The 26420-nt window shown below is 69.9% G+C and carries 26 protein-coding genes; 19 read left to right on the top strand and 7 right to left on the bottom strand.

The annotated features are described in order from the left end of the window. Window positions 1-33 precede the first annotated feature (33 nt). Entirely contained in the window at window positions 34-1515 is a 1482-nt protein-coding gene (gene miaB / locus L6E10_RS29375; RefSeq protein ID WP_308102906.1) for a tRNA (N6-isopentenyl adenosine(37)-C2)-methylthiotransferase MiaB, read from the top strand. Window positions 1516-1529: 14 nt separating this feature from the next. Beyond that, window positions 1530-1979 (top strand): hypothetical protein, encoded by a 450-nt coding sequence (locus tag L6E10_RS29370; protein ID WP_236223409.1) that lies wholly within the window; start codon window positions 1530-1532, stop codon window positions 1977-1979. Between the two features lie 95 nt (window positions 1980-2074). On the opposite strand, the gene L6E10_RS29365 is transcribed toward L6E10_RS29370, so the two are convergent. Next, the gene (locus tag L6E10_RS29365; RefSeq protein WP_236223408.1) at window positions 2075-3421 is read right to left on the bottom strand and encodes a DUF349 domain-containing protein; all 1347 of its coding nucleotides are present in this window, start codon (window positions 3419-3421) and stop codon (window positions 2075-2077) included. 170 nt (window positions 3422-3591) lie between these two features. Here L6E10_RS29365 and L6E10_RS29360 point away from each other — a divergent pair, with 170 nt between their 5' ends. From L6E10_RS29360 to dapF, 3 genes are read left to right on the top strand one after another with little or no spacing between them, the layout of a single operon-like run. Further along, a complete protein-coding gene (locus L6E10_RS29360) occupies window positions 3592-4272 on the top strand; it encodes a class III extradiol dioxygenase subunit B-like domain-containing protein (RefSeq protein ID WP_236223407.1) in 681 nt (226 codons plus the stop codon). After that, window positions 4269-5177, top strand: coding sequence for a tRNA (adenosine(37)-N6)-dimethylallyltransferase MiaA (gene miaA / locus L6E10_RS29355; RefSeq protein WP_236223406.1), 909 nt, complete (start codon window positions 4269-4271; stop codon window positions 5175-5177). Before L6E10_RS29360 ends, miaA begins: the two co-directional genes overlap by 4 nt. Next, on the top strand, window positions 5165-5971 hold the full coding sequence (gene dapF, locus L6E10_RS29350) for a diaminopimelate epimerase (RefSeq protein WP_236223405.1): 807 nt from the start codon (window positions 5165-5167) through the stop codon (window positions 5969-5971). Before miaA ends, dapF begins: the two co-directional genes overlap by 13 nt. Window positions 5972-5993: 22 nt before the next feature. On the opposite strand, the gene L6E10_RS29345 is transcribed toward dapF, so the two are convergent. Further along, complete coding sequence (locus tag L6E10_RS29345) at window positions 5994-6875, bottom strand: SMP-30/gluconolactonase/LRE family protein (protein WP_236223404.1); 882 nt, start codon at window positions 6873-6875, stop codon at window positions 5994-5996. Further along, a complete protein-coding gene (locus L6E10_RS29340; protein ID WP_236223403.1) occupies window positions 6868-8109 on the bottom strand; it encodes an MFS transporter in 1242 nt (413 codons plus the stop codon). The genes L6E10_RS29345 and L6E10_RS29340 overlap by 8 nt, the downstream gene beginning before the upstream one ends. A gap of 57 nt (window positions 8110-8166) precedes the next feature. Here L6E10_RS29340 and L6E10_RS29335 point away from each other — a divergent pair, with 57 nt between their 5' ends. Genes L6E10_RS29335 through L6E10_RS29325 form a run of 3 tightly spaced genes read left to right on the top strand, consistent with a single transcriptional unit; the run spans window position 8167 to window position 11112 of the window. Next, on the top strand, window positions 8167-8667 hold the full coding sequence (locus tag L6E10_RS29335; RefSeq protein WP_236223402.1) for a transcriptional regulator: 501 nt from the start codon (window positions 8167-8169) through the stop codon (window positions 8665-8667). A gap of 25 nt (window positions 8668-8692) precedes the next feature. Further along, on the top strand, window positions 8693-10156 hold the full coding sequence (hflX, locus tag L6E10_RS29330; protein WP_236223401.1) for a GTPase HflX: 1464 nt from the start codon (window positions 8693-8695) through the stop codon (window positions 10154-10156). Window positions 10157-10194: 38 nt separating this feature from the next. Continuing rightward, window positions 10195-11112 (top strand): esterase-like activity of phytase family protein, encoded by a 918-nt coding sequence (locus tag L6E10_RS29325; RefSeq protein WP_236223400.1) that lies wholly within the window; start codon window positions 10195-10197, stop codon window positions 11110-11112. 24 nt (window positions 11113-11136) lie between these two features. Here the strand turns inward: L6E10_RS29325 and L6E10_RS29320 are convergent, their stop codons facing one another. Continuing rightward, entirely contained in the window at window positions 11137-12246 is a 1110-nt protein-coding gene (locus L6E10_RS29320) for a cytochrome P450 (RefSeq protein WP_236223399.1), read from the bottom strand. A 110-nt stretch (window positions 12247-12356) separates the two neighbouring features. On the opposite strand from L6E10_RS29320, the gene L6E10_RS29315 reads away from it, so the two are divergent. Beyond that, a complete protein-coding gene (locus tag L6E10_RS29315) occupies window positions 12357-13106 on the top strand; it encodes a helix-turn-helix domain-containing protein (RefSeq protein WP_236223398.1) in 750 nt (249 codons plus the stop codon). Here the strand turns inward: L6E10_RS29315 and lexA are convergent. After that, a complete protein-coding gene (gene lexA, locus L6E10_RS29310) occupies window positions 13081-13758 on the bottom strand; it encodes a transcriptional repressor LexA (protein ID WP_374237579.1) in 678 nt (225 codons plus the stop codon). The genes L6E10_RS29315 and lexA overlap by 26 nt on opposite strands. A 222-nt stretch (window positions 13759-13980) precedes the next feature. Between lexA and L6E10_RS29305 the strand changes: the two genes are divergently transcribed. The 3 genes from L6E10_RS29305 to L6E10_RS29295 all read left to right on the top strand — a co-directional run bounded on the left by L6E10_RS29305 (window position 13981) and on the right by L6E10_RS29295 (window position 17920). Beyond that, the gene (locus L6E10_RS29305; protein WP_236223397.1) at window positions 13981-14265 is read left to right on the top strand and encodes a hypothetical protein; all 285 of its coding nucleotides are present in this window, start codon (window positions 13981-13983) and stop codon (window positions 14263-14265) included. 273 nt (window positions 14266-14538) lie between these two features. Beyond that, the gene (gene nrdR / locus L6E10_RS29300; protein WP_236223396.1) at window positions 14539-15009 is read left to right on the top strand and encodes a transcriptional regulator NrdR; all 471 of its coding nucleotides are present in this window, start codon (window positions 14539-14541) and stop codon (window positions 15007-15009) included. 67 nt (window positions 15010-15076) lie between these two features. Continuing rightward, the gene (locus L6E10_RS29295; RefSeq protein ID WP_308102905.1) at window positions 15077-17920 is read left to right on the top strand and encodes a vitamin B12-dependent ribonucleotide reductase; all 2844 of its coding nucleotides are present in this window, start codon (window positions 15077-15079) and stop codon (window positions 17918-17920) included. Between the two features lie 137 nt (window positions 17921-18057). Here the strand turns inward: L6E10_RS29295 and L6E10_RS29290 are convergent, their stop codons facing one another. Further along, complete coding sequence (locus tag L6E10_RS29290) at window positions 18058-18579, bottom strand: HNH endonuclease (RefSeq protein ID WP_236223395.1); 522 nt, start codon at window positions 18577-18579, stop codon at window positions 18058-18060. Window positions 18580-18677: 98 nt separating this feature from the next. Here L6E10_RS29290 and L6E10_RS29285 point away from each other — a divergent pair, with 98 nt between their 5' ends. The 4 genes from L6E10_RS29285 (at window position 18678) to L6E10_RS29270 (ending at window position 23443) form a co-directional block, all read left to right on the top strand. Then, complete coding sequence (locus tag L6E10_RS29285; RefSeq protein WP_236223393.1) at window positions 18678-19229, top strand: hypothetical protein; 552 nt, start codon at window positions 18678-18680, stop codon at window positions 19227-19229. 51 nt (window positions 19230-19280) lie between these two features. After that, window positions 19281-20177, top strand: coding sequence for an ADP-ribosylglycohydrolase family protein (locus L6E10_RS29280; RefSeq protein ID WP_236223391.1), 897 nt, complete (start codon window positions 19281-19283; stop codon window positions 20175-20177). Window positions 20178-20259: 82 nt separating this feature from the next. Continuing rightward, a complete protein-coding gene (locus L6E10_RS29275; RefSeq protein ID WP_236223390.1) occupies window positions 20260-22776 on the top strand; it encodes a PEP/pyruvate-binding domain-containing protein in 2517 nt (838 codons plus the stop codon). Between the two features lie 10 nt (window positions 22777-22786). Continuing rightward, window positions 22787-23443 (top strand): EcsC family protein, encoded by a 657-nt coding sequence (locus L6E10_RS29270; RefSeq protein ID WP_236223387.1) that lies wholly within the window; start codon window positions 22787-22789, stop codon window positions 23441-23443. Here L6E10_RS29270 and L6E10_RS29265 read toward each other — a convergent pair. Beyond that, window positions 23440-24198, bottom strand: coding sequence for a DUF4239 domain-containing protein (locus tag L6E10_RS29265; protein WP_236223385.1), 759 nt, complete (start codon window positions 24196-24198; stop codon window positions 23440-23442). The genes L6E10_RS29270 and L6E10_RS29265 overlap by 4 nt on opposite strands. Before the next feature lie 87 nt (window positions 24199-24285). Here L6E10_RS29265 and L6E10_RS29260 point away from each other — a divergent pair, with 87 nt between their 5' ends. From L6E10_RS29260 to L6E10_RS29250, 3 genes are all read left to right on the top strand, one after another. Beyond that, entirely contained in the window at window positions 24286-25485 is a 1200-nt protein-coding gene (locus L6E10_RS29260; RefSeq protein WP_374237573.1) for a hypothetical protein, read from the top strand. Window positions 25486-25670: 185 nt separating this feature from the next. Then, window positions 25671-25832: a hypothetical protein gene (locus L6E10_RS29255; protein WP_236223381.1), complete on the top strand. Its 162-nt coding sequence runs from the start codon at window positions 25671-25673 to the stop codon at window positions 25830-25832. Window positions 25833-25977: 145 nt separating this feature from the next. After that, window positions 25978-26406 carry a CBS domain-containing protein gene (locus tag L6E10_RS29250; RefSeq protein ID WP_236223378.1) on the top strand — a complete coding sequence of 143 codons (429 nt, stop codon included), beginning with the start codon at window positions 25978-25980 and terminating at the stop codon, window positions 26404-26406. Window positions 26407-26420: the final 14 nt, after the last annotated feature.

Below are 26420 nucleotides of genomic sequence, written 5' to 3'. Positions count from 1 at the left end.
TCGGGCCACTGACCAGGGGTTATCGTGTTGGGCGTGAGTACCGCGCAGGTTCGCAAGAGCTTCCAGATCCGCACGTTCGGGTGTCAGATGAACGTGCACGACTCCGAGCGGCTCGCCGGTCTGCTCGAGGACGCGGGCTACGAGCGGGCGACCGAGGACGAACAGGCCGACGTCGTCGTCTTCAACACCTGCGCCGTCCGCGAGAACGCCGACAACAAGCTCTACGGCACGCTCGGCCACCTCGCCCCGCAGAAGGCGGCCAAGCCGGGCATGCAGATCGCGGTCGGCGGCTGCCTCGCGCAGAAGGACCGCAGCGAGATCGTCCGGCGCGCCCCGTGGGTGGACGTCGTGTTCGGCACGCACAACATCGGTTCGTTGCCGGTGCTGCTCGAACGCGCCCGCCACAACTCCGAGGCGCAGGTCGAGATCCTCGACGCGCTGGAGACGTTCCCGTCGTCGCTGCCGGCCGCGCGCGACTCCGCCTACTCGGGCTGGGTGTCGATCTCCGTGGGCTGCAACAACACCTGCACGTTCTGCATCGTGCCGTCGTTGCGCGGCAAGGAGAAGGACCGCCGCCCCGGCGACGTGCTGGCCGAGGTGCAGACGCTCGTCGACGAGGGCGTGCTGGAGGTGACGCTGCTGGGCCAGAACGTCAACTCCTACGGCGTCGAGTTCGGCGACAGGCTCGCGTTCGGCAAGCTGCTGCGCGCCTGCGGTGACATCGACGGGCTGGAGCGCGTGCGCTTCACCTCGCCGCACCCCAAGGACTTCACCGACGACGTCATCGCCGCCATGGCGGAGACGCCGAACGTGTGCCACAGCCTGCACATGCCGCTGCAGTCCGGTTCGGACCGGCTGCTCAAGGCGATGCGCCGCTCGTACCGCACGGAGAAGTACCTGGGGATCATCGACAAGGTCCGCGCCGCCATGCCGGACGCCGCGATCACCACCGACATCATCGTCGGCTTCCCCGGCGAGACCGAGGAGGACTTCCAGGGCACGCTCGACGTCGTGCGCCAGGCCCGGTTCTCGTCGGCGTTCACGTTCCAGTACTCGAAGCGCCCCGGGACCCCGGCCGCCGAGCTGCCGGACCAGCTGCCCAAGGCCGTCGTGCAGGAGCGCTTCGACCGGCTCGTGGCGCTGCAGAACGAGATGACGCACACGCTCAACAAGGAGCAGGTGGGCCGCACCGTCGAGGTCCTCGTCGCCACCGGCGAGGGCAAGCGCGACGCCGAGACGCAGCGCATGAGCGGCCGTGCGCGCGACGGACGCCTGGTGCACTTCACGCCCGGTGCGACGGTTCCGCGTCCCGGCGACGTCGTCGAGACCGTCGTGACGTACGCCGCCCCGCACTACCTCGTCGCGGACGGGGAACCGCTGTCGTGGCGCCGCACGAAGGCCGGTGACCGCTCCGAGGCCGGCATCAAGCCCAAGACCGCGGGCATCGGACTCGGTCTGCCCTCGTTCGGAGCCCCCGCGCCGCTGCCCGCCGTCTCGGGGTGTGCGGCCCAGTGAGTGATGAGGACTTCTTGCGCAAGGAAATCGACGCGGTCGAGCACCAGGCGGCCAAGAGGATCGACCCCGGCACGGGCGCGCTGACGATCTCGGTCGCGGTGCTGGCGATCCTGGTGTCGCTGGTGCTGCCGTGGATCGGCGAGCACTCGGGCCTGCAGGTGGTGCTCGGCGAGGCGGACCTGTTCCTGCCGACGCTGTTCTCCTACCTCGCCCTCGGCGTCGGCGTGGTCGGCTCGGGCGTCACGCTCGCGGTGCGGCGCTGGGTCCTCACGTGGGTGTGCTCGCTCGGGCTGTTCGCCGGGTCGATCATCGGCGTGCTGTCGATCTGGACGCAGCAGACCACGACGAGCAACAAGACGATCGGCCCCGGCCCCGGCATCGGGCTGATCATCGCGGTGATCGCCGTGGTCGTGCTGCTGGTGAAGTGGGTCAAGATCGCGGCCTCACGCCCGCCGCAGCTGTGACGCACTCTTCCCGCCGCCGGAGGAACGCCCGGCGGCGGGAAGACACCTGAGGGCCCCTCTCCGCGCGGGAGAGGGGCCCTCAGACGTCAAAACCTCTAGCGGGTCGTCAGTGCCTGCTCGGCGGCGGCGAGCCACTCGCGCCACTGCGCCGCCTGCGCCTCGGCCTGCTCGGTGCGGCGCTTGTCGCCCGCGGCACGGGCCTTGGCGGCCTGCGCCTCGAACTGCTCCACGCGCTCGCGGAACTGCGCCACGCGGGCCTCGGCCTCGGGGTCGGAGCGGCGCCACTGGGCGTCGACCGCGCTGCGGACCCTCTCCTCGATCGCGCGGAGCTTGCCCTCGAGCTCGCGGATGCGCTCGCGCGGCACCTTGCCGATGGCGTCCCAGCGCTCCTGGATCTTGTAGAGCTGCTGGCGCGCCGTCTCGAGGTCGGCCGACGGGTCGATCGCCTCGGCCTCGGCGAGCAGCTCCTCCTTCAGCTTCGCGTTGGCCGAGAACTCGGCGTCACGCTCGCTGAACGCCTCGGAACGCCGCTGGAAGAACGCGTCCTGCGCGGCGCGGAACCGCTGCCAGAGCGCGTCGTCGGCCTCCTTGGGCGCACGCCCGGCGGCCTTCCACTCGACCATGAGCTCCTTGTAGCGGCCGGCTGTGGGGCCCCAGTCGTCGGAGTCGACGAGCTTCTCGGCCTCCTCGACCAGCGCCTGCTTGGAGGACTTGGCCACCGTGCGCTGGCGGTCGAGGTCCGCGAAGTGCGAGCCGCGACGGCGGTTGAACGCGTCACGGGCCTTCGAGAACCGGCGCCACAGCTGCTCGTCGGTCTTGCGGTCGACGCCGCGGATGGTCTTCCACTCGTCGAGGATCGCGCGCAGCCGGTCGCCCGCGACCTTCCACTGGGTCGACTCGTTCGCGATCGACTCGGCCTCGTCGACGAGCGCCTGCTTGCGCGCCACGGACTGGGCGCGGGCGGCCTCCTTGGCCTCCTTCGCCTTCTCCATGCCGGCCTCGGCCTGCCGCAGCACGTGCTCGACGCGGGCGGCCAGCGCCTTCAGGTCGCCGACCACGGCGGCCTCGGCGAGCTGCTCCTTGACGTGCTTCGCGCTGGTCAGGGCGTGCTTGGGGTCGCCGGCGCCGGACGCGAGCCGCGAGACGAGCAGCTCGACCTCGGTGCGCAGGTCGTCGAAGCGCCGCGCGAAGTGCGCGAGGCCCTCGACCGGCTCACCGGCCTGCCACGACCCGACGGCGCGCTCGCCGTCCTCGGTCTTCACGTACACGGTGCCGTCGGCGTCCACGCGCCCCCAGCGGTCAGGGTGGTCCGACGCCACGGGGACGGCCGGAGGCGTCGCCTGCGCGGTCTCCTTCGGCGTCTCCTCGACCACACCCTCGGCTGCGCCCTCCACCGGGGCGGTCTCGGCCACGGCCTCCGGTGTGCTGTCCTGCTCCGACATCGCCGGTTCCTCCCATCTGACGCCCGTGCCTGCCACGGGCGCCCCGCCGTTGGCGGGGCCGATGCAATACGGGCGCTGAGGGGTCTCCCGTCCCCAGTTCCCCGCGCGCATTCAAACAGGTCAGAGCTCGACTCGGTACTGGGAGTCCACGATAGGTAGCCTCGTTCGTCGTGATCACCCGTGCCGTGGTGGTGCCGCACCCACCTCTCCTGGTGCCAGAACTGGTCGCCGGCGCCGCCGCCGAGACCGAGCCCGTGCGCTCCGCAACCCTTGCCGCTGCGGGAAAACTGCCCGGTCAGTGGATCGCGGTCGCCGCGGACGACAGCGGTCCGGCGACGTTCGCGCCGCCGATGTCGGGAACTTTTCTCGGTTACGGGGTCGACGTGCCGGTGTCACTCGGCGGTGACCTGCCGCCGGACGCCGAAATTCCTTTGCCCGTGCTAATCACGGCGTGGCTGCGGGAACAGTGCGCAGCCGAGGTGTCACGCGTCGAAATCATCCCGCGTGACCTGCCCGTTCCCGACTGCGTCTCGTTTGGACGGCGACTGGCGGAGGAGGACTGCGGCCTGCTCGTCCTCGGTGACGGCTCGACCCGGCACGGCCCCCGGTCGCCGGGGTCCGACGACGAGCGTTCGGGACCTTTCGACTCCCTGGTCCACACTGTGCTGGCGGCCGCCGACGTGGACGGCCTGCTCGGCCTCGACGTGGACCTCGCCCGCGAGCTGGGGGCGCAGGGCCGTGCGGCCTGGCAGGTCCTCGCCGGCGTGCCCGGACCGTGGCGCTGCACCGGCGCCGAGTTCTTCGCACCGTTCGGCGTGGGCTACCACGTCGCCGTCTGGGAGCGCCCGTGATCACGCCCATCGCAGTCGTCGGACCCACCGCGACCGGCAAGTCCGACCTCGCCGTCGCCCTGGCGGAGCGGTTCGGGGGAGAGGTCGTCAACGCCGATGCCATGCAGCTCTACCGCGGCATGGACATCGGCACGGCGAAGATGCCGCTGTCCGAACGCAGGGGCGTCCCCCACCACCTGCTCGACGTCCTCTCGGTCACCGAGACCGCGTCGGTCGCCGCCTACCAGCGCGAGACGCGCGCCGTCGTCGAGGACCTGCTCGCCGCCGGACGCCCGCCCGTCCTCGTCGGCGGCTCCGGCCTGTACGTGCAGGCCGTGCTCGACGACCTGAAGTTCCCCGGCACCGACGACGCGGTGAGGGAGCGCTTCGAGGCGGAACTGGCCTCGGTGGGCTCCGAGGCGTTGCACCGGCGCCTGGGTGAGCTCGACCCGGCCGCCGCGATCGCGATCCTGCCGTCCAACGGCCGCCGCATCGTGCGCGCGCTGGAGGTCATCGAGCTCACCGGGCAGCCGTTCTCCGCGAACCTGCCCAAGCCGGGACCCGCGCGCTACGGCACCGTCCAGATCGGCGTTGACCGCGAGGTGTCCGAACTGGACGAGCGCGTCGACCTGCGCGTGGACCGGATGTTCGCCGCGGGCCTGGAGGACGAGGTGCGCGCGCTGGTCCGCATCGGACTGCGCGACGGCAAGACGGCGTCGCGCGCGTTGGGCTACCAGCAGGTGCTGTCCGCAATGGACGGAGCCTGCACGATCGACTTCGCTGCCGAGGAAACCAAGCGCGCCACCCGCCGGTTCGTGCGCAGGCAGCGCTCCTGGTTCCGGCGTGACCAGCGCATCACCTGGCTCGACGGTGCGCGGCCCGATCTGGTGGAAGCCGCCGGTAACCTGGTGCCGTGGAGTTCGTGAAGGGGCACGGCACGGAGAACGACTTCGTCGTCCTGCCCGACCTCGATGACCGGCTGGACCTGACCGTCGCGCGCGTGCAGGCGCTGTGCGACCGGCAGCGCGGCCTGGGCGCGGACGGCGTGCTGCGCGTCGTGCGCTCCGGTGGCGAGTCGGGCGGCAAGTGGTTCATGGACTACCGCAACGCCGACGGCTCCATCGCCGAGATGTGCGGCAACGGCCTGCGCGTGTTCGCCCGCTACCTCGTCGACGCGGGCCACCAGCCGCAGGGCGAGTTCGTCGTCGCCACGCGCGCGGGGGACAGGACCGTGGTGACGCACCCGGACGGCTCCGTCACGAACGACATGGGCCCGGCACGCGTGACCGGCACGTCCATCGCCGCGGTCGACGGCGCCGGCATCGGCGGCTTCGCGGTCGACGTCGGCAACCCGCACCTGGCGTGCGTCACCGACGTCCCGGTCGAGAGCTTCGACCTCACCGTGCCGCCCGGCTACGACCCGGTGGTGTTCCCGCACGGCGTGAACGTCGAGCTGATCAACACCATCGGCGACAACGCCCTGCGCATGCGCGTCCACGAGCGCGGCGTCGGCGAGACCCGGTCCTGCGGCACCGGCACCGTCGCGTCCGTCGCCTCCTGGCTCGCCGGGCAGGGCAGGACGACCGGCTCGGCGACCGTCGACGTCCTCGGCGGTCAGGTCTACGTGACGATCGAGCCGACGACGTCGACGCTCACCGGACCCGCCGTGCTCGTCGCCCGCGGCGAGCTCGACAAGTCCTGGTGGGACGCTCTGGCGTGACTGATATATCGGTTCCGGTGCATCAGCCGAGTTCGTAGACCTCGACCTTCCCGAGCCGGTCCGGCTTGACCACGGACGGGTTCGAGTCCGGCGCCGTCAGGCACACCAGGTGGTCGTCGACGACGGCGACGGCGAAGCACGTCTGCGTCGTCTCGACCCTGTGCGTGATCCGGCCGCCCTCGGTCACCCGGAACACGGCGGGCTGCAACGAGGGCGCCACCCACACCCCGTCCCCGTCGCCCGCGATCCCGTCCGGCGCGATCCCGAACTCCTTCACCTCGGCCCACACCCTGCGGTTTTGCAACGATCCGTTGCGGTCGACCGAAAACGAAGTGAGCTTGAACGCAACGGTCTCGGCGACGACGAGGATGTTCCCGCTCTCCGACTCGCCCGTCGGGTCGGGCAGCAGCGCCATGCCGTTCGGGAACTTGAGGTCCTCGGCGACGACGCTGACGGAGCCGTCGGGCCGCACGAGCGCGAGCGAGGCGCCCGGCGGGACGAAGTCCGGTTCGAGCAGGCGCGGGACGCCGACCTCGTCGATCAGGCCGTGCAGGTCGAAGCCGAAGTTGCCGACGTACGCCCGGCCCTCGCCGTCGACGAGCATGTCGTTGGCGTGGAAGGCCGCGATATCCGATATATCGGCGTGGATGACGAGTTCGCCGCCTTCGAGCCGGCGGACCGTGCGGTCGAGCATCGAGACGACGAGGAGCCGTCCGTCGGGCAGCCAGCCCAGGCCCGAGGGCTGGCCGTCGAAGGCGGCGACGACCTCGTCGGCCCCGCCGGTGAGGTCGAGGGCGTGCACCTCGCCCGCGTAGAAGTCGGAGTAGTAGAGGCGCCCGTCGGGACCGCGCCGCGGTCCTTCGCCGAAGTGAAGACCGTCGCGCACAACCACCGTGTCAGCCATGAGTCGCGACGCTAGATGCCACCGGCAGGTCGCGCATAGTCCGCAACGGCGAGAACAGCACCCACAGCATGCCCGCCACCGAGCCGGTCAGCGAGATCCACAACGTCGGCACGATGCCGATCCACGAGCCGAGCCCGCCGCCGAGCAGCGCGCCCAGCGGCATCGCGCCCCACACGACCCAGCGGATCGAGGCGTTCATCCTGCCCAGCAGGTGGTCGGGGCAGATCGCCTGCCGGAAGCTCACCTGGCCGACGTTGTAGACGACGACGCCGAACGCGCTGACGGCGAGCCCGGCCATGGCGAACGCGATGCCCCAACCCGGCTTCGTGAACGGCATCAGCAGCACGAACGGCCAGGTCAGCAACGGTATGAGCCAGATCAGCCGTGCCTGCCCGATCAGCACGCCCAGCCGGTGCGCGACCATCGCCCCGAGCACGCCGCCGACACCGCCCGCGCTGAACACCAACCCGGCGGTGCCCTCGTTCAGCCCGGCGACCCGCAGCAGGAACAGCACGCTGACGGCGTTCTGGATGCCGTGGAAGAAGTTCGAGGTGCCGGTGCACGCCACGATCTTGCGCAGGGTGGCGTTGCCGAAGACGAACCGCAGCCCCTCCATGATCTCGCGCCGCAGGTGCGGGTCGGGGTGGCGTTCCGGCACCGGCTCGACGTTCTTGATCCGGAACAGGAAGAACGCCGAGCTCAGGTAGCCGAGGCCGGTGCCGAGCACACCGTTGGCGGCACCGAGGAACTGCGCCACGTAGCCGCCGATCGCGGGGCCCGACACGTCGGCCACGGAGAGGCTGGCCTGCAACTTCGAGTTGCCCTCGACGAGTTGCTCGCGACCCACCAGCGACGGCAGGTACGACTGGTACGCGACGTCGAAGAAGACCGTGCACACGCCGACCCCGAGGCTCACCAGGACCAGTTGCGGCAGGTCGAGCACTCCCAGCCACCACGCGACCGGCACGCTCAGCATCAGCGCGGCCCGCGCGACGTCCATCGAGATCATGAGCGGCTTGCGGCGCATCCGGTCGACCCAGACGCCCGCCGGCAGGCCGATCAGCAGGAACGCCATCGTGCTCGCCGCGGCCAGCAGTCCCATCTCGAACGGTGTCGCGTGCAGCACACCGGCGGCGAGCAGCGGGACGACCGTGATGCCGATGCTCATGCCGAACTGGCTGATCGTGTCGCCGACCCACAGCCGGCGGAAGTCGTGATGCCCCCAAAGCGCCATGCGGCGAGTCTGCGCCGAGTGATTGGAAAGTGTCAATCACTCATCTAGGCTGAACTCGTGGCCCTCTCCAGGAAACGACGTCCCGCGACGAGCGAGGAAGCCGCCGCGCTGAGCTCCGACCTGCGGCTCCGCATCGTCCGCCTGACGTTCGAGCGCCCGCTCACCAACAAGGAGCTGGCGCAGCGCCTCGGCAAGGACCCGGCCACGACGCTGCACCACGTGCGCAAGCTCGTCGCCGCCGGATTCCTGGAGGCGATGCCGCCCCGAGCGGGCAACAGAGGGGCGAAGGAGATCCCCTACCGGTCAACGGGCCTGTCCTGGCAGCTCGACAACAGCGAAAATGCGCTCGCGGTCGGTGAGGCGATGTTGCACGCTTTCCTCGGCGAGGTCGCCGACATCGGGCTCGAGGACGTGGATCAGAGCCGCCTGGTCGTCACCGTCGACCCGGAGGAACTAAAGCAGCGGCTCGCGACGTTGATGGATGAGCTGGCCGCGCAACCGGTCAAGCCGGATGTTCCCCGTGTGGCGATCTACCTCGCGGTGTATCCGGGGGACTAATGGTCCGTGGGACGATGAAGGGCAAATGACGGAAAACATCCAGAGCACAGAGTTCGACCCGGAGTTCGACAGCACCTGGGACGAGGAGGACGACTTCTCGACCGGCGACTTCGAACTCGCCGAGCGCGCCGCACTGCGCCGCGTCGCCGGGCTGTCCACCGAGCTCGAGGACATCACCGAGGTCGAGTACCGCCAGCTTCGCCTGGAGCGGGTCGTGCTCGTCGGGGTGTGGACCGAGGGCACGGCGGCCGACTCCGACGCCTCGATGGAGGAGCTCGCGCGCCTCGCCGAGACCGCGGGCTCCGAGGTCCTCGAAGGCGTCGTGCAACGGCGGGACAAGCCAGACGCCGCGACGTACATCGGCTCCGGCAAGGTCTCCGAGCTGCGCGACGTCGTGCAGTCGACCGGCGCCGACACCGTGATCTGCGACGGCGAGCTCTCTCCCGGCCAGCTGCGTCAGCTGGAGGAGAAGCTCAAGGTCAAGGTCATCGACCGCACCGCGCTCATCCTGGACATCTTCGCGCAGCACGCGCGGTCCAAGGAGGGCAAGGCGCAGGTCGAGCTGGCCCAGCTGCAGTACCTGATGCCGCGCCTGCGCGGCTGGGGTGAGACGTTGTCGCGGCAGGCCGGTGGCCGTGCCGGTGGCGGCAACGGCGGCGTGGGTCTGCGCGGTCCCGGTGAGACGAAGATCGAGACCGACCGCCGCCGGATCCGCGCGCGCATCGCCAAGCTGCGCCGCGAGATCGCCGCGATCGGCGTCATCCGCGAGACCAAGCGGGGCCGCCGCACGGCGAACGAGATCCCGAGCGTCGCCATCGCGGGTTACACGAACGCGGGCAAGTCGTCGCTGCTCAACGCGCTGACGGGCGCCGGTGTCCTGGTGGAGGACGCGCTGTTCGCCACCCTCGACCCGACGACGCGCCGCGCGCTGACGCCCGAAGGCCTGCCGTACACGCTGACGGACACGGTCGGCTTCGTCCGGCACCTGCCGCACCAGCTGGTCGAGGCGTTCCGCTCGACGCTCGAGGAGGTCGGCCAGTCCGATCTGCTCGTGCACGTGGTCGACGGCTCCGACAGCATGCCGGAGAAGCAGGTCAAGGCCGTGCGCGAGGTCCTCGCGGAGATCAACGAGAAGACCGAGGCGCCGATGCCGCGCGAGCTGCTCGTCGTCAACAAGATCGACGCGGTGGGCGACCTGGGCATGGCGCGGCTGCGCCACCTGTTCCCGGACGCGTCGTTCGTGTCGGCGCATTCGGGCGTCGGCATCGAGGAGCTGCGGGTCCGCATCGCCGAGCTGATGCCACGGCCCGAGGTCGTGGTCGAGGCCCTCGTGCCGTACGCGCGCGGCGAGGTCGTCGCCCGCGTGCACCGCGACGGCGAGGTGCTGTCCGAGAAGCACACGGAGTCGGGCACGCTGCTCAGCGCCCGCGTGCGCCCGGACCTCGCCGGCGTCCTCGAGGAGTTCGCGACGAACGGGACGCCTGCTTGATCCTCCCGCCTCCACCGGTGGACGTGTGCCCGGTAGCCATGCAGGAGCTCTCCGGGCTCACGTCCGACGGCAAGCAGTTCTTCGCCGTCAGCGACAGCGACAACGGCACGCTGCGCATCCAGGTCATGGGCCGCGACTGCGTCGTGAAACGCACGATCACCGCGCCCGTCGACCCCTACGACGTCGAAGACCTCGCGCTGACGCCGGACGGCACCCTCTGGGCGTCCGATACCGGCGACAACAACAAGTCCCGCTCCACGGTCGCCTTGCACAAGGTCTCGCCTTCCGGCGCCGTGGAGCGGTTCCGCGTGACGTACCCGGACGGCAAGCACGACGCCGAGGCGCTGCTCGTCGACAAGACGGGCACGCCGTACATCATCACCAAGGAACCGCTCGGCTCCGCGCTGGTCTACCGTCCGACGGCCCCGCTCCGCACTGATGCACCGGTGGCGTTGGAGCAGGTCGGACGCGTGTCGCTGTCGACGACGGACACCCCGGGCGGGCCGCTCGAAGGCACTCTCGACTCGCGCCTGGTGACCGGAGCCGCCTCGACCGCCGACGGCTCCGTCATCGCGCTGCGCACCTACACCGACGCGTACCTCTTCCCGGTCCCGGACGGTGATGTCGTCAAGGCCCTGGCCGGCGACCCGGTCCGGGTCCCGTTGCCCAACGAACCCCAGGGCGAGGCCATCGCGTTCGACCCGGACGGCACCCTGCTGTCCGCCTCCGAAGGCGCCGGCACCGCGATCCGCGCCGTCGCGGGCGCCGCGGCCCTGGCCCGGCCGGCCGCGCCGACGACCACGACGCCACCACCCCCGGCCGCCGACCAGCCGCAGGCCGCCCCGCCGGAGTCGTCGAACGGCTCCTGGCAGAACTGGCCCCTGGCCCTCACCCTCGGCGGCATCGTGCTCGTCGCCGCACTGGTCATCGGCCTGCGCTTCCGCCGCCGCGCTTAGGGACCGCGCCGAAGTCCCGACAGGTCAGTCCCAGGCGACCGGCATGCGCTCCAGCCCGCCGATCACCAGGCTCGCCCGGCGCGGCAACTCGTCCTCGGGCACGGCCGGCCGCAGCCCCGGGAACCGCGTGAAGAGCCCCGGAAAGGCGATCTTCAACTCGATCCGCGCCAGGTGCTGGCCGATGCACTGGTGGACGCCGTGCCCGAACGCCAGGTGCCCCACCGCGCCCCGGGCCAGGTCGAGGACGTCCGGATCCGCGTACCGCGCCGGATCGTGGTTCGCCGACGCCAGCTCGACGAACACCGTGTCGCCCTTCCGCACGACGACGCCGTCGACCTCGACGTCCTCCAACGCCGTGCGCACCGTCGCGGGCGTCAGGCTGATGTACCGGAGCAGCTCCTCGACGGCAGCCGCGGGATCGGCGAGCATCGCCTCCACCCGCGCCGGCTCCCGCATGAGCTCCAGCGCGCCGAGCGACAGCATGTTCGTCGTCGTGTCGAGCCCGCCGCCGAGCAACGCCATGCCCATCGCGGCCATCTCGTCGTCGCTCAGGTCGTGGTCCGCGTTGACCAGATCGCTCAGCACGTCGTCGGTCGCCCGAGCCCGCTTCGCCGCGACCATCTCCAGCATGAACCGCTGCAACCTCCCGAACGCGGCGAACATCGCCTCCGCCTCACCGGCCTCCGCGCCGCTGCCGCCGGTGAGCACCATCGCGTCCTGCTGGAACTCGGCACGCCGCTCGTACGGCACGCCGAGCAGCTCGCAGATCATCAACCCGGGCACCGGCACCGCGAAGTGCTCGACCAGGTCCGCGGGCGAGCCCGCCGCCGCGAGCTCGTCGAGGTGCGCCGCCGTGATCACCTCCAGCCGCTCGGCGAGCAGCCGCATCCGCCGCACGGTGAACTGACCGGTCAGCCTGCTCCGGTACCGCGTGTGCTCCGGCGGGTCGTGGTCGGTGAACGCACCAGGCGGCGACGGCGGCGCGTCACCGGGACTCCCCGTCCCGAACGGGTTGTGCATCAGATCCGGCCGGATGCTGAACCGGTCGTCCGCGAGCACCGCACGCACCGAAGCGTGGTCGTGCGCTCGCCAGCCGACGTGCCCGTCCGGGTACGTCATCGGCCTCAGTGGCATCGCTTCCCCCTTGCAACGAGCTTCTTTCCCCTCCCTGCAAGCTAAAAACGTTTGCGGACGAAGTCAAAAGACTCATTGCAATGGCCTGGCGCGCAAGGCACCATGATGTCGTGCCAGGTAAACGGCTGGATGAAGAAGAACGGCAGCTCATCGCCCAGTTCCTCTGGGACGGGCTCGGCTACTCCGAGATCGGGAGGCGGTTGCAAAGGCCGGCCTCGACGATCCAGCGGGAGGTGGTCCGCAACGGCGGCCACAACAACTACCGGCCGGGTGCCGCGCACCGGGCGGCGAGTGAGCGGGCGATGCGCCGGATGCCCGCGGTGGACGACCTCGACGTCGACGAGGAGGCCTACTCGTTCGACCGCAGCCCGGGCGAGGTGCAGGAGTTCCACCTGAGGCTGGTCGGCGTGTTTCGGCAGACCGGCCTCACGCGCACGGCGGCGCGGATCCTCGCCGAGATCTTCATGACCGACAGGGGCAGTCTCACCGCGACGGAGCTCGTGCTGCGGCTGTCGGTCAGCCCCGGCACGGTCTCGCGCTCGGCCGCCTACCTGCAGGAACTCGACCTGCTGCGCGCCGAGCGCGACGGCAAGCGCGTGCGCTACTCCCTGGGCGACGACCTCTGGTACCGGGCGTGGCTGTCCAGCGCCCAGCGCAACTCGACCTGGGCGGACACCGGACTGGCCGGTGCCGAGATCTTCGGTCTCGACACGCCGGTCGGTGCCCGCCTCAAGGACATGGGCCAGTTCTTCGCGTTCGTCGTCGTGGACATGGAGGCCACGAGGCAGAAGTGGCTCGACTTCTTCGCCAAGAAGAAGCGCGCCCGCGGCGAAGCTACGGCAGACGCCTCAGCACCGTGACGACCTTGCCGAGGATGGTGGCCTCGTCGCCGTTGATCGGCTGGTAGGCCGGGTTGTGCGGCATCAGCCACACGTGGCCGTCCTTGCGCTTGAACGTCTTCACGGTCGCCTCGCCGTCGATCATGGCGGCGACGATCTCGCCCTGGTCGGCCGTGGGCTGCTTGCGGATCACGACCCAGTCGCCGTCGGTGATCGCGGCGTCGATCATCGAGTCACCGACGACGCGCAGCAGGAACAGCTCACCCTCGCCGACGATCTCGCGCGGCAGCGGGAACACGTCCTCGATCGACTCCTCGGCCAGGATCGGGCCACCGGCCGCGATCCGGCCGACCATCGGCACGTACGCGGGCGTCGGCTTGGACATGGGGTCGAGACCGGGGTCGATCTCGGTGGGCAGCACGCCGACCGCTCGCGGGCGGTTCGGGTCGCGGCGCAGGAAACCCTTCCGCTCCAGCGCGCGCAGCTGGTACGCCACGGACGAGGTCGACGTGAGACCCACGGCCTCACCGATCTCGCGCACGCTCGGCGGGTAGCCGAAACGGTCGAGCCAGTCGCGGATCACGTCGAGCACCTTGCGCTGACGCAGGGTCAGGCCGGCGTTTCCCGCGATCTCGTTCACCTGTGTCTCCACAAGAGCGGGGTCCGGGTCGATCGTCTTGCCTGCCACGGTCGCTGTCCTCCTCGCCGCCCCCAGTTCGAATGGGATTCCGGCCTCCGTCGATCTTCACGGTCGACGGTAGTCGTGTTTGCTGCGCAGATCAAACACCTGTTCGAGGTATTTGGTCGCGTGTTGTGGCGTCCGGCCATCCCGTCTGGTAGAAATTCGCACGGACGTTCGATCGAACCCTTGTTCGATCACGGTGGCTGACCTGCGATGGAGGTCGTGATGGCGGTGCTCGTCGAGAAGCGGTTGCGCGTTGTCGAGGACGCGGACGTCGCAGCGGGACGCCCACTCCGTTCGGGTCCTCGTGTCATGCCGCGGCGTCCGGCGACGCGGCCGCACCAGATCGTGGTCCCCGCGAAGCGCGAGTCGAGTTCGTGCGAAGTCCGCCCGAAGCGCGAATCGACGCTCGAGCTGATCGCGGCCGGCGTCCTGAGCGCGTTGACGGTCGTCGCGCTCGGCGCGCTCTACCTCCAGCAGGTGGGGGTCACCCCGTAGGCCTGCCCCTACATCTTGTGGTTCCACGCCCACCCTGACGTGTTCGCTGCGTCATGAGGTGGGCGTCGCTGTGTAATCACCGCTGATCTTCGGCGGTTCGTCCAACAGGGTGACGCTCGACGCGCCGTGTCGAGTTGCGCCCGGTGTCGGTTGCGATCTAGGTTCTACCCCTACATCTAGTGGTTGCACCGTTCCAAGTAGTCCACAGGTTGTGGGTAACCCGACCAGTGAGGCTGCTGTGATGAGTGCTGCGCGGGGAAGGGGTGAGGTGGCGTGCGGTGTCCGTTCTGCCGCCATTCGGACTCGCGGGTGGTCGACTCCCGCGAGGTCGACGAGGGTCAGGTGATCCGCCGCCGGCGCTCCTGCAACAGCTGCAGCCGCAGGTTCACCACGGTCGAAGAAGCGGTTCTCGCCGTGGTCAAGCGCTCCGGCGTGACGGAGCCCTTCAGCCGCGACAAGGTCGTCGTCGGCGTGCGCAGGGCGTGCCAGGGCCGCCCGGTCGACGAGGACGCGTTCCAGGTTCTGGCTCAGCAGGTGGAGGAGTCGATCCGGTCGACCGGATGCGCGGAAATCGCGAGCCACGAGGTGGGTCTCGCCATTCTCGGCCCCCTGCGCGAGCTCGACGAGGTCGCTTATCTGCGCTTCGCGAGTGTTTACAGGTCCTTCTCGTCCGTCGAGGACTTCGAGAAGGAAATCCTCGATCTTCGCACTGCCCGAGCCGAGGAAGCACCGGACGGGCAGTGATCCGCGCGCCTTTGCGGCGCGCGGGGCAAACCATCTTTCTAAAGCACCAGCACGAGGGAGATCCACCGTGACCGAGACCGTCGGCGGCTCAGCCAAGAAGACAGCCGCACGGGCGGCTGCCAAGCCCGCCGCGTTGAAGGTCCAGCGCGTCTACACGACCGAGGGCCGCCACCCCTACGACGAGGTCACCTGGGAGCGCCGCGACGTCGTCATGACGAACTGGCGCGACGGCTCGGTGAACTTCGAGCAGCGCGGTGTCGAGTTCCCCGAGTCGTGGTCGGTGAACGCCACCAACATCGTCACCAGCAAGTACTTCCGCGGTGCCGTCGGCAGCGAGAAGCGCGAGCAGTCGCTGCGCCAGCTGATCGACCGCGTGGTGAAGACCTACGTGGGCGCCGGCAAGGAGCACGGCTACTTCGCGGGCGAGCAGGACGCCGAGATCTTCGAGCACGAGCTCACCTACATGCTGCTGCACCAGGTGTTCAGCTTCAACTCGCCGGTGTGGTTCAACGTCGGCACCAGCTCGCCGCAGCAGGTCAGCGCGTGCTTCATCCTCGCGGTCGACGACACGATGGAGTCGATCCTCAACTGGTACCGCGAGGAGGGCCTGATCTTCAAGGGCGGCTCCGGCGCCGGCCTGAACCTCTCGCGCATCCGGTCGTCGAAGGAGCTGCTGTCCTCCGGCGGCACCGCGTCCGGCCCGGTGTCGTTCATGCGCGGCGCCGACGCGTCCGCGGGCACCATCAAGTCCGGTGGCGCCACCCGCCGCGCGGCCAAGATGGTCGTCCTCGACGTCGACCACCCGGACGTCGTGGAGTTCATCGAGACCAAGGCACGCGAAGAGGACAAGATCCGCGCGCTGCGCGACGCCGGGTTCGACATGGACCTCGGCGGCGCCGACATCGTCTCGGTGCAGTACCAGAACGCGAACAACTCGATCCGCGTGTCGGACGAGTTCATGCACGCCTACGAGAGCGGCGGCGACTTCGGCCTGCGCGCCCGCCAGACCGGTGAGGTCATCGAGCGCGTCGACGCCAAGGAGCTGTTCGGCAAGCTCGCGAAGGCCGCGTGGGAGTGCGCCGACCCCGGCATCCAGTACGACGACACGATCAACGACTGGCACACCTGCCCGGAGTCGGGCCGCATCACCGCGTCCAACCCGTGCTCGGAGTACATGCACCTCGACAACTCGAGCTGCAACCTTGCGTCGCTGAACCTGATGAAGTTCCTCGGTGACGACGGCAAGTTCGACGCCGTCACGTTCGCCAAGGCCGTCGAGCTGATCATCACCGCGATGGACATCTCGATCTGCTTCGCGGACTTCCCGACCGAGCCGATCGCGGACACCACCCGCAAGTTCCGCCAGCTCGGCATCGGCTACGCCAACCTCGGCGCGCTGCTGATGGCGACCGGCCACGCGTACGACTCCGAGGGCGGCCGCACGCTCGCCGCGACCATCACCTCGCTGATGACCGGTGTCTCGTACCGCCGCTCCGCCGAGCTCGCGGGCATCGTCGGCGCCTACGACGGCTACAAGCGCAACGCGACGGCGCACCAGCGCGTCATGCGCAAGCACGCCGCCGCGAACGACCTGATCCGCACCTACCACGCGAACGACTCGTCGGTGCACAAGGTCGCGACCGAGGCCTGGCAGCAGGCGCTGGAGATCGGCGCGAAGAACGGCTGGCGCAACGCCCAGGCGTCCGTGCTGGCCCCCACCGGCACCATCGGCCTGATGATGGACTGCGACACCACCGGTATCGAGCCGGACCTGGCCCTGGTCAAGTTCAAGAAGCTCGTCGGCGGCGGCTCGATGCAGATCGTCAACCAGACGGTGCCGCGCGCCCTCAAGGCGCTGGGCTACCAGGACGAGCAGATCGAGGCGATCGTCGAGTTCATCGGCGAGCACGGCCACGTCGTCGACGCGCCGGGCCTGCGCCGCGAGCACTACGAGGTCTTCGACTGCGCCATGGGCGAGCGCTCCATCGCGCCCATGGGCCACGTGCGGATGATGGCGGCCACGCAGCCGTTCCTGTCCGGCGCGATCTCCAAGACGGTCAACATGCCGGAGACGGCGACCGTCGAGGACGTCGAGGAGATCTACTACCAGGGCTGGAAGCTCGGCCTGAAGGCGCTCGCGATCTACCGCGACAACTGCAAGGTCGGCCAGCCGCTGTCGGCCGGCAAGTCCGCGAAGGCCACCGAGAAGAAGGCCGCCGCGGAAGACTCCTCCGCGACCGTCGTCGAGTACCGCCCGGTCCGCAAGCGCCTGCCGAAGAAGCGCCCGTCGCAGACCGTGTCGTTCACGGTCGGTGGCGCCGAGGGCTACCTGCACGCCGGTTCCTACCCGGACAACGGCCTCGGCGAGATCTTCGTCAAGCTGGGCAAGCAGGGCTCGACGCTGGCCGGCGTGATGGACGCGTTCTCGATGTCGATCTCGGTGGGTCTGCAGTACGGCATCCCGCTCGAGTTCTACGTCTCGAAGTTCCAGAACCTGCGCTTCGAGCCGGCGGGCATGACCGACGACCCGGACGTCCGCATCGCCACCTCGGTGCTCGACTACCTGTTCCGCCGCCTGGCGCTCGACTACCTGCCGTACGACAAGCGCGCGCAGCTCGGCATCTTCACCGCCGACGAGCGTTCCGCGCAGGTCGCGGGGGAGTACGGCGCCCCGGCGACGTCCGATGTGGACCTCGAGGGGCTGCGCGGCTCGGTCGAGGCGGCCCCGGCCGTCGAGGCCGCGGTCGAGCAGGCGGCGCCGAAGCAGGTCGGCAGCTCGACCGAGCTGCTGGAGCTGCACCTGGGCAAGGCCGCTGACGCGCCGCTGTGCATGACCTGCGGCACGAAGATGCGTCCGGCCGGTTCGTGCTACCTGTGCGAGGGCTGCGGCAGCACCTCCGGCTGCAGCTGATCCCGGCCGGGGTGCACCCGGTACGGCAGTGAGCCGGGTGTGCGCATGACGTGCACGTGAAAGTGGGGGCCACCGTGCGGTGGCCCCCACTTCGCGTCCGCGTTCGAGTTAGATGATGTAACTGGCGTTGCGGGTCGTCACGGAAGCTTGATGCCGTGACGGTCCGCCAGCTTCTTCTCGACCTCCGCGATCACGCACGCGATCGTCGACGGGTTGAGCCGCCCCTCCCCGAACCGCACGACGGTCTTCGCGAACTCGTCCGCCGCCAGCGCCCGGCACTCGGCGTTCAGCGACCGGTGGTCGACCTCCGCCTCCTTGAAGCACTCCAGGGGCTTGCGGCCGAAGATGACCTCGAACTCCTCCCACCCGCGCAACGTCCAGTACGTGTCGGCCGACAGCGCCGAGGTCGCGCGCAGCCACCGCCACAGGTACCGCGGGTCCTGGTGGCTCGGCGACTCGCTGACGCACCGCCCGCACAGCAGCACGACGTTGTCCGTGGTGCGCGCGCCACCCATCGACGCGGGTACGACGAGGTGTTGCTCCAGTGAGGACCTGTAACCGCAGCGCCAGCACCGTTCGTGGGCCGTGCTCCAGTCGATGACGAGGTCGACCTCGTGCTCGACCCAGTACGCGACGATCTGCCGGTTGCTGATGCTCATGTGGTCCTTCCCCGGTCGTTGCCTCCCCTGTCGGTCGTGAAGGCGATTCCGTTTCGCCCCCGTGCAACTGATAGAACATCTCGCAGGAAGGGGGAGAGATGCCTTCGTTCGACGACTTACGTCGTTACCTGCTCGGTCAGCTCAACGCCGCTGTCCGGCGTCCCGGCATGTACGGCGGTGAGGCGGTGATCCTCACCCTGCTCGACGCGCTGGCGTTCGCCGACGACCGCACGGACCGCTGGCAGAGCGAGCTCGAGGCGCTGGTGAAGCGCGGCGCGGCGAACGCGGCGATGGTCAGCGGCGCGGTGCAGGAGGCGCTCGGCCACCGCAGCGAGGACGTCATGGCGTCGGTGTACGCGGACCTCGCGCACCGCCAGGGCTGGCTCAGCCTCGACGCCGACAGCCGCATCCCCGGCGTGCTGGGCGAGCACGACTGCCTGCTCGACGACGTGATCGCCGAGTACGGCGAGCCGCCGCTGTGGCTCGGCGGCACGAACCCCAAGTACTCGAAGACGCTCGGCTACCCGGACCGCTCGGGGTCGCTGGTGTTCTTCCACTTCATGCCGGAGCTGCGGCTGATGGCGACGAGGCGCGGCGACGGGGGCTTCCGCGACAGCTTCGTCTTCACGCCCGCCGGGCAGGCGCGCTGACCCGCGAAAATCACGCGACCGGGGCAGGGTGAACGGGTAAAATCGCAGGTGATGCGCATAGTCCTGCACACTCGCGCGCGCCTGGACCTCGCCTACGCCTCGCTCGACGGGCTCTCCGTCGGCGACGCTCTGGGCGCGCAGTTCTTCATGGTCGGCCGCTCGGTGTCCGACCTCGTGGCCGGCAAGCCGCCGCGGGGCCCGTGGGAGTGGACCGACGACACCGAAATGGCCTGCAACCTCGTCGCCGAGCTCCGCGACCACGGCGAGGTCGACCAGGACAGCCTCGCCGCGACGTTCGCCGACCGCTGCGAGCCCTACCGCGGGTACGGCGCGGGGGCTTTCACCATCCTGCACAAGATCCGCCGGGGAATGCCGTGGAAGCAGGCCGCCGGCAGCGCCTTCCACGGGCAGGGCTCGTGCGGCAACGGAGCGGCGATGCGGATCGCGCCGCTGGGCGCGTACTTCGCCGACGACCCGAAAGCCGTCACGACGCAGGCGGTCCGGGCCGGCGAGGTGACGCACCGGCACCCGGAGGGCATCGCGGGCGGAGTGGCCGTCGCGCATGCATCCGCCATCGCGACCAGGGCCCGGCTGACGGGCGCGCCACCGGACGACCTGCTCGGCGGCGTGCTGGAGCACCTCGGCGAGTCGTTGGTGCGCAAGGGGATCGAGAAGGCGCGCGGGATCGACGACGCCGAGGAGGCCGCACACGTCCTCGGCAACGGTTCGCGCGTGACGGCGCAGGACACCGTGCCGTTCGCGCTCTGGGTCGCCTCGCGCCACCTCGGCGACTACCGCGCTGCCATCACGACGTGCGTCCAAGCGGGCGGTGACGTCGACACGACGGCCGCGATCGTCGGCGGCGTCGTCACAGGACCACCGCAGGAGTGGCTGCAGGCCCGCGAACCGCTGCCGGACTGGGTGAGCCGCTCCGGACAGGAGCTGTGACCCGGCAAATTATTCATCACTTGTTGAGTTTCTGGTCCAAGGCTCGTAGCCTCCTTCCCAGGCGGATCCGGGAGGGGCGACCATGGCGCTCACGATCGACTTCGAGTCCATCGACGGCTCGATGCTCGCCACCGTCGGCGGCAAGGCGGCGAACCTCGGTGAGCTGACCAGAGCCGGCCTGCCGGTGCCGCCCGGCTTCTGCGTCACCACCGACGCCTACCGCGCCGTCGCGCGGGCCGGCGATCCGGCGAGCACCACGCCGGGCAACGCCCGCGAGACGTTGCTGAGAACCCCTGTGCCGCAGGAGATCCGGGACGCGATCGTCACCGGGTACCGCGCGCTCGGTGACGACGTGCCCGTGGCGGTGCGGTCCAGCGCCACGGCCGAGGACCTGCCTTTCGCGAGCTTCGCGGGCCAGCAGGACACGTTCCTCAACGTCGTCGGCGAGGACGCGGTGGTCGACGCCGTGCGCCGCTGCTGGGCCTCGCTGTGGACCGACCGCGCGGTCAGCTACCGCGAGGCGAACGGCATCGACCACACCACTACGTACCTCGCCGTCGTCGTGCAGCGGATGGTGCAGTCCGTGGTGTCGGGCGTGATGTTCACGGCGAACCCCGTCACCGGCAAGCGCGACCAGATCGTCATCGACGCGAGCCCCGGTCTCGGCGAGGCGGTCGTGTCCGGCGCGGTCAACCCCGACCACTTCGTCGTCGACGGCTCCGACATCGTCGAGAAACGGCTGGGGGACAAGAGGTTTGTCATCCGCTCGCTGCCCGGCGGCGGCACCGAGCACGTCGAGGTCGGGGAGAGCGGCGAGCAGTGTCTCACCGACGGGCAGGTCCACGCGCTCGCCGTCCTCGGCCGCAAGGTGCAGCGGCACTACGGGACACCGCAGGACACCGAGTGGGCGATCGACCACGAGGGCGAGCCGCACCTGACGCAGGCGCGCCCGATCACGACGCTGTTCTCGTTGCCGGACAACCCGGACGGCGGCAGCCACGTGTACTTCTGCTTCAGCCTCGCGCAGGGCCTCGAACGCCCGATCACCCCGATGGGGCGCGCGGCGTTCCGGGAGATCTCCAAAGCGGCCTTCGAGATCGTGATCGGAGACCCGGCGAGCCGGTCCTATGTGGAGAACGGCGAGCGCATCTTCTTCGACGTCACCAAGGTCCTGTGGAGCAAGGTGGGCCGCGAGTTCGTCACACGCCTGCTCGCCGTGATGGAGGCGCGGTCCTCCGAGGTGCTGCACGGGCTGTTCGACGACCCGCGGTTCGCGATCAGGAACTCCTCGCCGACACCCGCGTTGAAGCGCGTGCTCCGGCTCGCCCGCCGGTTCCGCGTGCCCGTGACGGTGGCGAAAGCACTGGCCGACCCGGAAAAGGCCGTGCGCACCGCGTTGCGGCTGGAACGGGAGGTCCTGGAGAAGGCCGCCGGCCTCTCCGTCGAGCAGGCACTGCGGCAGTGCGTCGTTCCGGTGCTGCCCCGCCTCGCACCGACCGCGCTGGTCGGCTTCGCGATGCTCGGCCTGGCCGGCAAGGTCGTGAAGACCCGGCCGGGGGAGCTGCAGACCGTTCTGCGCGGCCTGCCCAACAACATCACCACCGAGATGGACCTGGCGCTGTGGGACCTCGCGCAGGAGATCCGGCACGATCCCGTCGCGTTGCGGCAGTTCCGCGACGGCGAACGCCCGGCCGCGCTCGACCGCTTCCTCGCCCGGTGGGGGCACCGCGCCGTCGCCGAGATCGACCTCGGACTGCCCCGCTGGTCCGACGACCCCGCGCACGTCGTCGGCGTGGTGAAGAACTTCCTGCGTCTGGAAGACGACCAGGCGCACCCCGACGCGGTGTTCGCCCGGGGCGCCGCCGACGCCGAGGCGATGATCGAGACGCTCGCCCGCCGCGCGTGGGGACGCGGCTGGTTCGTGCGCTTCGCGTTGCGCCGCACCAGGGTGCTGGCCGGTCTGCGGGAGTACCCGAAGTACCTGGTCATCACGTTGTTCGGCGCGCTGCGGAAGCGGATCGCCGAAGCCGGCGCCCAGCTCGTCGCCGACGGGCGCCTCGACACCGCGGACGACGTGTTCTTCCTGAACTTCGAGGAGATGCGCTCTCCGCGGGGAGACCTGCGGCCGCTCGTGGCGGCGCGGCGCGAGGTCTACGACCGCGAGCTGCGGCGCCGGCACGTCCCGCGCGTGCTGCTGTCGGACGGCACGGAACCCGAGGCCGTGCACCACGGCGCCCCCGTGGACGGCGATCTCGTCGGCACACCGGCGTCGGCGGGCACGATCACCGGTGTCGCGCGCGTCGTCATGGACCCGGTGGGCGCGCACCTCGAACCCGGCGAGATCCTCGTGGCGCCCTCGACGGATCCCGGTTGGACACCGCTGTTCCTGACCGCGGGCGGCCTCGTGATGGAGATGGGCGGCGCGAACTCGCACGGTGCCGTCGTGGCGCGCGAGTACGGGATTCCCGCGGTGGTGGGCGTTCGGGAGGCCGTGACGCGGATCAGGACGGGTGAGCGGATCACCGTGGACGGCAGCACGGGCGCGGTCACGACGCTCGACTCGCCGGTTGAGGTCTCGCCGCGGCAACCGGACGCGTAATGTCGGGATCGTGGCTGAGTCCAAGGGTGAGCTGAACAAGGTCCAGCAGGGCATCGCCGACTACCTGCTGCGTGCGGGCGTGGACGGCTTCGGCCCGTTCAAGAGCGCTCGCGAGTCCGCGTCCGACGCGCTCGCCAAGAAGGGCGACGAGACCGACGCGATCAAACACCTCATCCGCACCCACGTGGCGCTGGCGGGCGCGCAGGGCTTCCTGACGAACCTCGGCGGCCTGATCACACTGCCGATCTCGCTGCCGTCCAACGTGGCGGCCACGTACGTCATCCAGACACACCTCATCGCGTCCATCGCGTCGTTGCGCGGCCACGACGTGGACAGCGAAGAGGTGCAGATGGCGATCCTGCTGTGCCTTCTCGGGAACGCCGGAACCGAGCTGTTCAAAAAGGTCGGCATCAAGCAGTTCACCAAGAAGGCCGCTTCGGCGCTCATCACGAAATACGGCACGAAGAAACTCGGCAGCGTCGTCGCCAAGGGCGTTCCGGTGCTGGGCGGCGTCATCGGCGGTGGCGTCGACGCCGCCTCGACCCGCGCGGTCGGCGCATTCGCGAACCGCTACTTCGCGCAGGCCGACCCGCTGCCGAAGGTCCTCGACGGAGAGGTGCTGTCCGTCGAGATCGAAGAAGCGGACGGAACGGCGGATTCGCGCTAACTCAGCCTGTCGACCGCGGAGCTGAACGCGTCGGAAGGGATGAGCACGCCGCCGTCGAACGGGTTCTGCAACTGGTAGATCGCGAACAGCAGCAGGACCAGCGTCGAGGTGAGCGTGACCGTGATCAGCAGCTGCGAGACCAGTGTCGGGCCGCGGAACAGGTACGGGAACAGCAGCGACAGACCCGTGCCGATCAGGAGCGCGAGCCAGACGACCGGGTTCACGCCGTTGTCGGCCGCGTCGAGGCGTTGCTGGCGGGCCTGGTAGACCTCCCAGAGCTGGTTCGCGGCCTCGGCCTTGCGGTCCTGCGGCCAGTCGCCGTCCGGTGCCGCCGACGCGATCGTGTCCCTGAGCTGGTTCAACGTCAGCCAGCCCTCGTTGCCGACGTTCTCGCCCTCGCGCATGCGGGGCCACTCGTCCCGCACGACGATCGACACGTAGTCCCGGATCAGCTCGTCGACCTTGGTCTTCGCGGGCTCCGGCAGCGAGTCCGCCGACCAGTTGACCGCGACGAGCGCGTTGGCCTCCTTCTGGACCTGGTCCTCCGTGCTGTTGGCGGAGTCGAACAGGGAGATCAGGACGAACGCGGCCAGCACCGCGTGCAGGCCGGCGACGATGCTGAACACCGAGCCGCCCGTGCCGAGGTTCTTCTCGCCCACCTCGTCCGAGCCGAACCGGCGGGTGATGACGACGAGGACCGCCGAGATGACGGCGGCGCCCAGAACCCAGAGCGCGCCGCTGAGGTAAATGCTCAATTCGGCTCCTTTCTGGTGTGGGATTAGACCACGGTCTACTGTGACCGGTACAGCACGGTCTGGGTAACGAGCAATGGTCAGGTGGCAATGCGCGGCAACAGCACGAATACCCGGTTGTCGTATTGGGCTACTCCATTCCGGTTGCGGCGGAATGTGTTCGCGCTGGGAGCCGTCTCGGCGCTCATGGTGCTTTCCACGCCGTTCACCAGCGCTGTTGCTCAGGCTGCACCGTCGAACTGTGACGCTTATCAAGTACGTTCACACCATCGTGGTTCGTTTTCGTCGTTCACGAAAGTGGAGCTGTCATCCGGTGGGGTGACAGAAGTGGCTCACCTGGACTACGCGCTGAACGCATTGGGGTATTCGTCGTCGTTGGGCCGGCTGGTCGGTCTCACGTCCCAGGGCCACCGCTCGTGGAAGAACCCCTCGCACGTCGTGCTGGTCGACACCAAGGGCGCGGTCGACGACCTGGGACCAGTCGGCGCGCACTGGTTCCGCACCGACGACGTGTCCGCGGGCACGGTCGTCGGCACCACGTTCTACGTGCGCGACCACGCGAAGCTGCACGCGATCGACATCGACCCGGCCAGCCCCACCTACCTCACGATCACGCGGACCGTCGTGCTGGGCTGGCCCGCTCTGACGCTCGACGACTTCGCCCCCGACCCGGCCGGGAAGCTGACCGGGGTGTCGGCGGCGGGCCACGGACCGGGCGAGGTCGTGTCGTTCGACCCGGCGAACGGGCGGGTGGTGAGCAGGACCGAGATCGCCGGCCTTCCCGGCAAGTCCACCTACGGCGCCGTGGTGATCGACTCGGCCGGCACCGTCTACGCCGTCAACAACGGCTACAAGGGCCGCAGCCGCCTCTACCGGATCTCCGGCGGCGTGGCGGTGGAGCTCTCGTCGGGCCCGTCGATGGCCATGATCGACGCGGCGGGCTGCCTCCCGGCCCCCATGCCTCCGCGCGTCCAGCCGCCCTCGCCGCGTCCCGAGGTGCCGGCGCCCGCGCCGCCGTCTCCTCCCGCACCCGCGCCCGTTCCGGCTCCGGCGCCCGCACCCGCTCCGGTGGTCCCGCCGCCCCCGGCCGCGATGGCCAAGCCCGCGCCTGCTCCTGTTGCCGTGCAGCCGGTTCCGGTGCATGCGGCGCGGCAGAAGCCCGAGCCGCGTCGGGACCTCCCGCTCGACCCCGAGACGACGCCGATGACGAAGTCCCGCAAGTGGGCCATGGTGACGATCGTCCTCGTGATGCTCGGCGCCGGCGCGGCCGCCGCACGGGCCCGCGGTTAATTCGGTTGGCACGGGACAGCATCATCGCTAGCGTTGCGGGCATGTTCTTCATCTGATGAAGCCCGCGGCGCTCTCGACGCCGCCTCCGCGACCTCGTCGTCGCGCTCTCCTCGGTGACCCTTGCGGGTCCACTTCCACGGCTTTCGCCGTGTCCTTGCACGCCCTCTTCGTGAGGAGGCTTTCGCATGCCTGACACCACCCCGCCCGAGCAGGGCAACCGCGCCGCGCGCCGTGCGCAGAAGCGGAACAAGCACGACCAGACCACGCACTTCCCGCTGCCGCAGCAGCGTGTCCCCGTGGTCCAGCCGCGCCAGTTCGCGACCCGTCGCCGCGGAGGAGCCGCGTAGCCGACGCCGAACCAGGCGCGACACCGGCGGGGGACGCGTTCACACCGGACGCGTCCCCTGCTCCCTTCGAGGGCACGACCTCCCGCTCCGCCCGGATCCGATCTAGCCTGAGGTGCTACCGGACCGACAGGATCGGAGGCGCCAGGTGAGGATCGCTGACGTGTTGCGGACCAAGGGATCGGCGGTCGCGACGATCGGCCAGGACGTACCCGTGTCCGAACTTCTCAGAGCGCTCGCGGAACACAACGTCGGTGCGATCGTCGTCGTCGGCGCTTCCGGCGTGGCGGGAATCGTGTCCGAACGCGACGTCGTGCGGAAGCTGCACGAATCCGGCGCTGATCTGTTGTCTTCCCCCGTGTCGGCGATCATGACCGCCGACGTGTTCACCTGCAGCCCGTCCGACACCGTGGACAGCCTCATGGTCGTGATGACCGAACGGCGCTTCCGCCACGCACCCGTGCTTTCCGACGGCCAGCTGGTCGGGATCGTCAGCATCGGTGACGTGGTGAAGAGCCGCATCGGCCAGCTCGAACAGTCGCAGGACCAGTTGCAGGCCTACATCGCCCAGGGCTGACCCGCCTGTCTCTA

It is taken from the genome of Lentzea sp. CC55, assembly GCF_021056325.1.
In the GTDB taxonomy this organism is placed as follows: domain Bacteria; phylum Actinomycetota; class Actinomycetes; order Mycobacteriales; family Pseudonocardiaceae; genus Lentzea; species Lentzea jiangxiensis.
The sequence above is the reverse complement of the archived record's forward strand: the minus strand, read 5'-3'. Positions and strand labels throughout refer to the sequence as shown.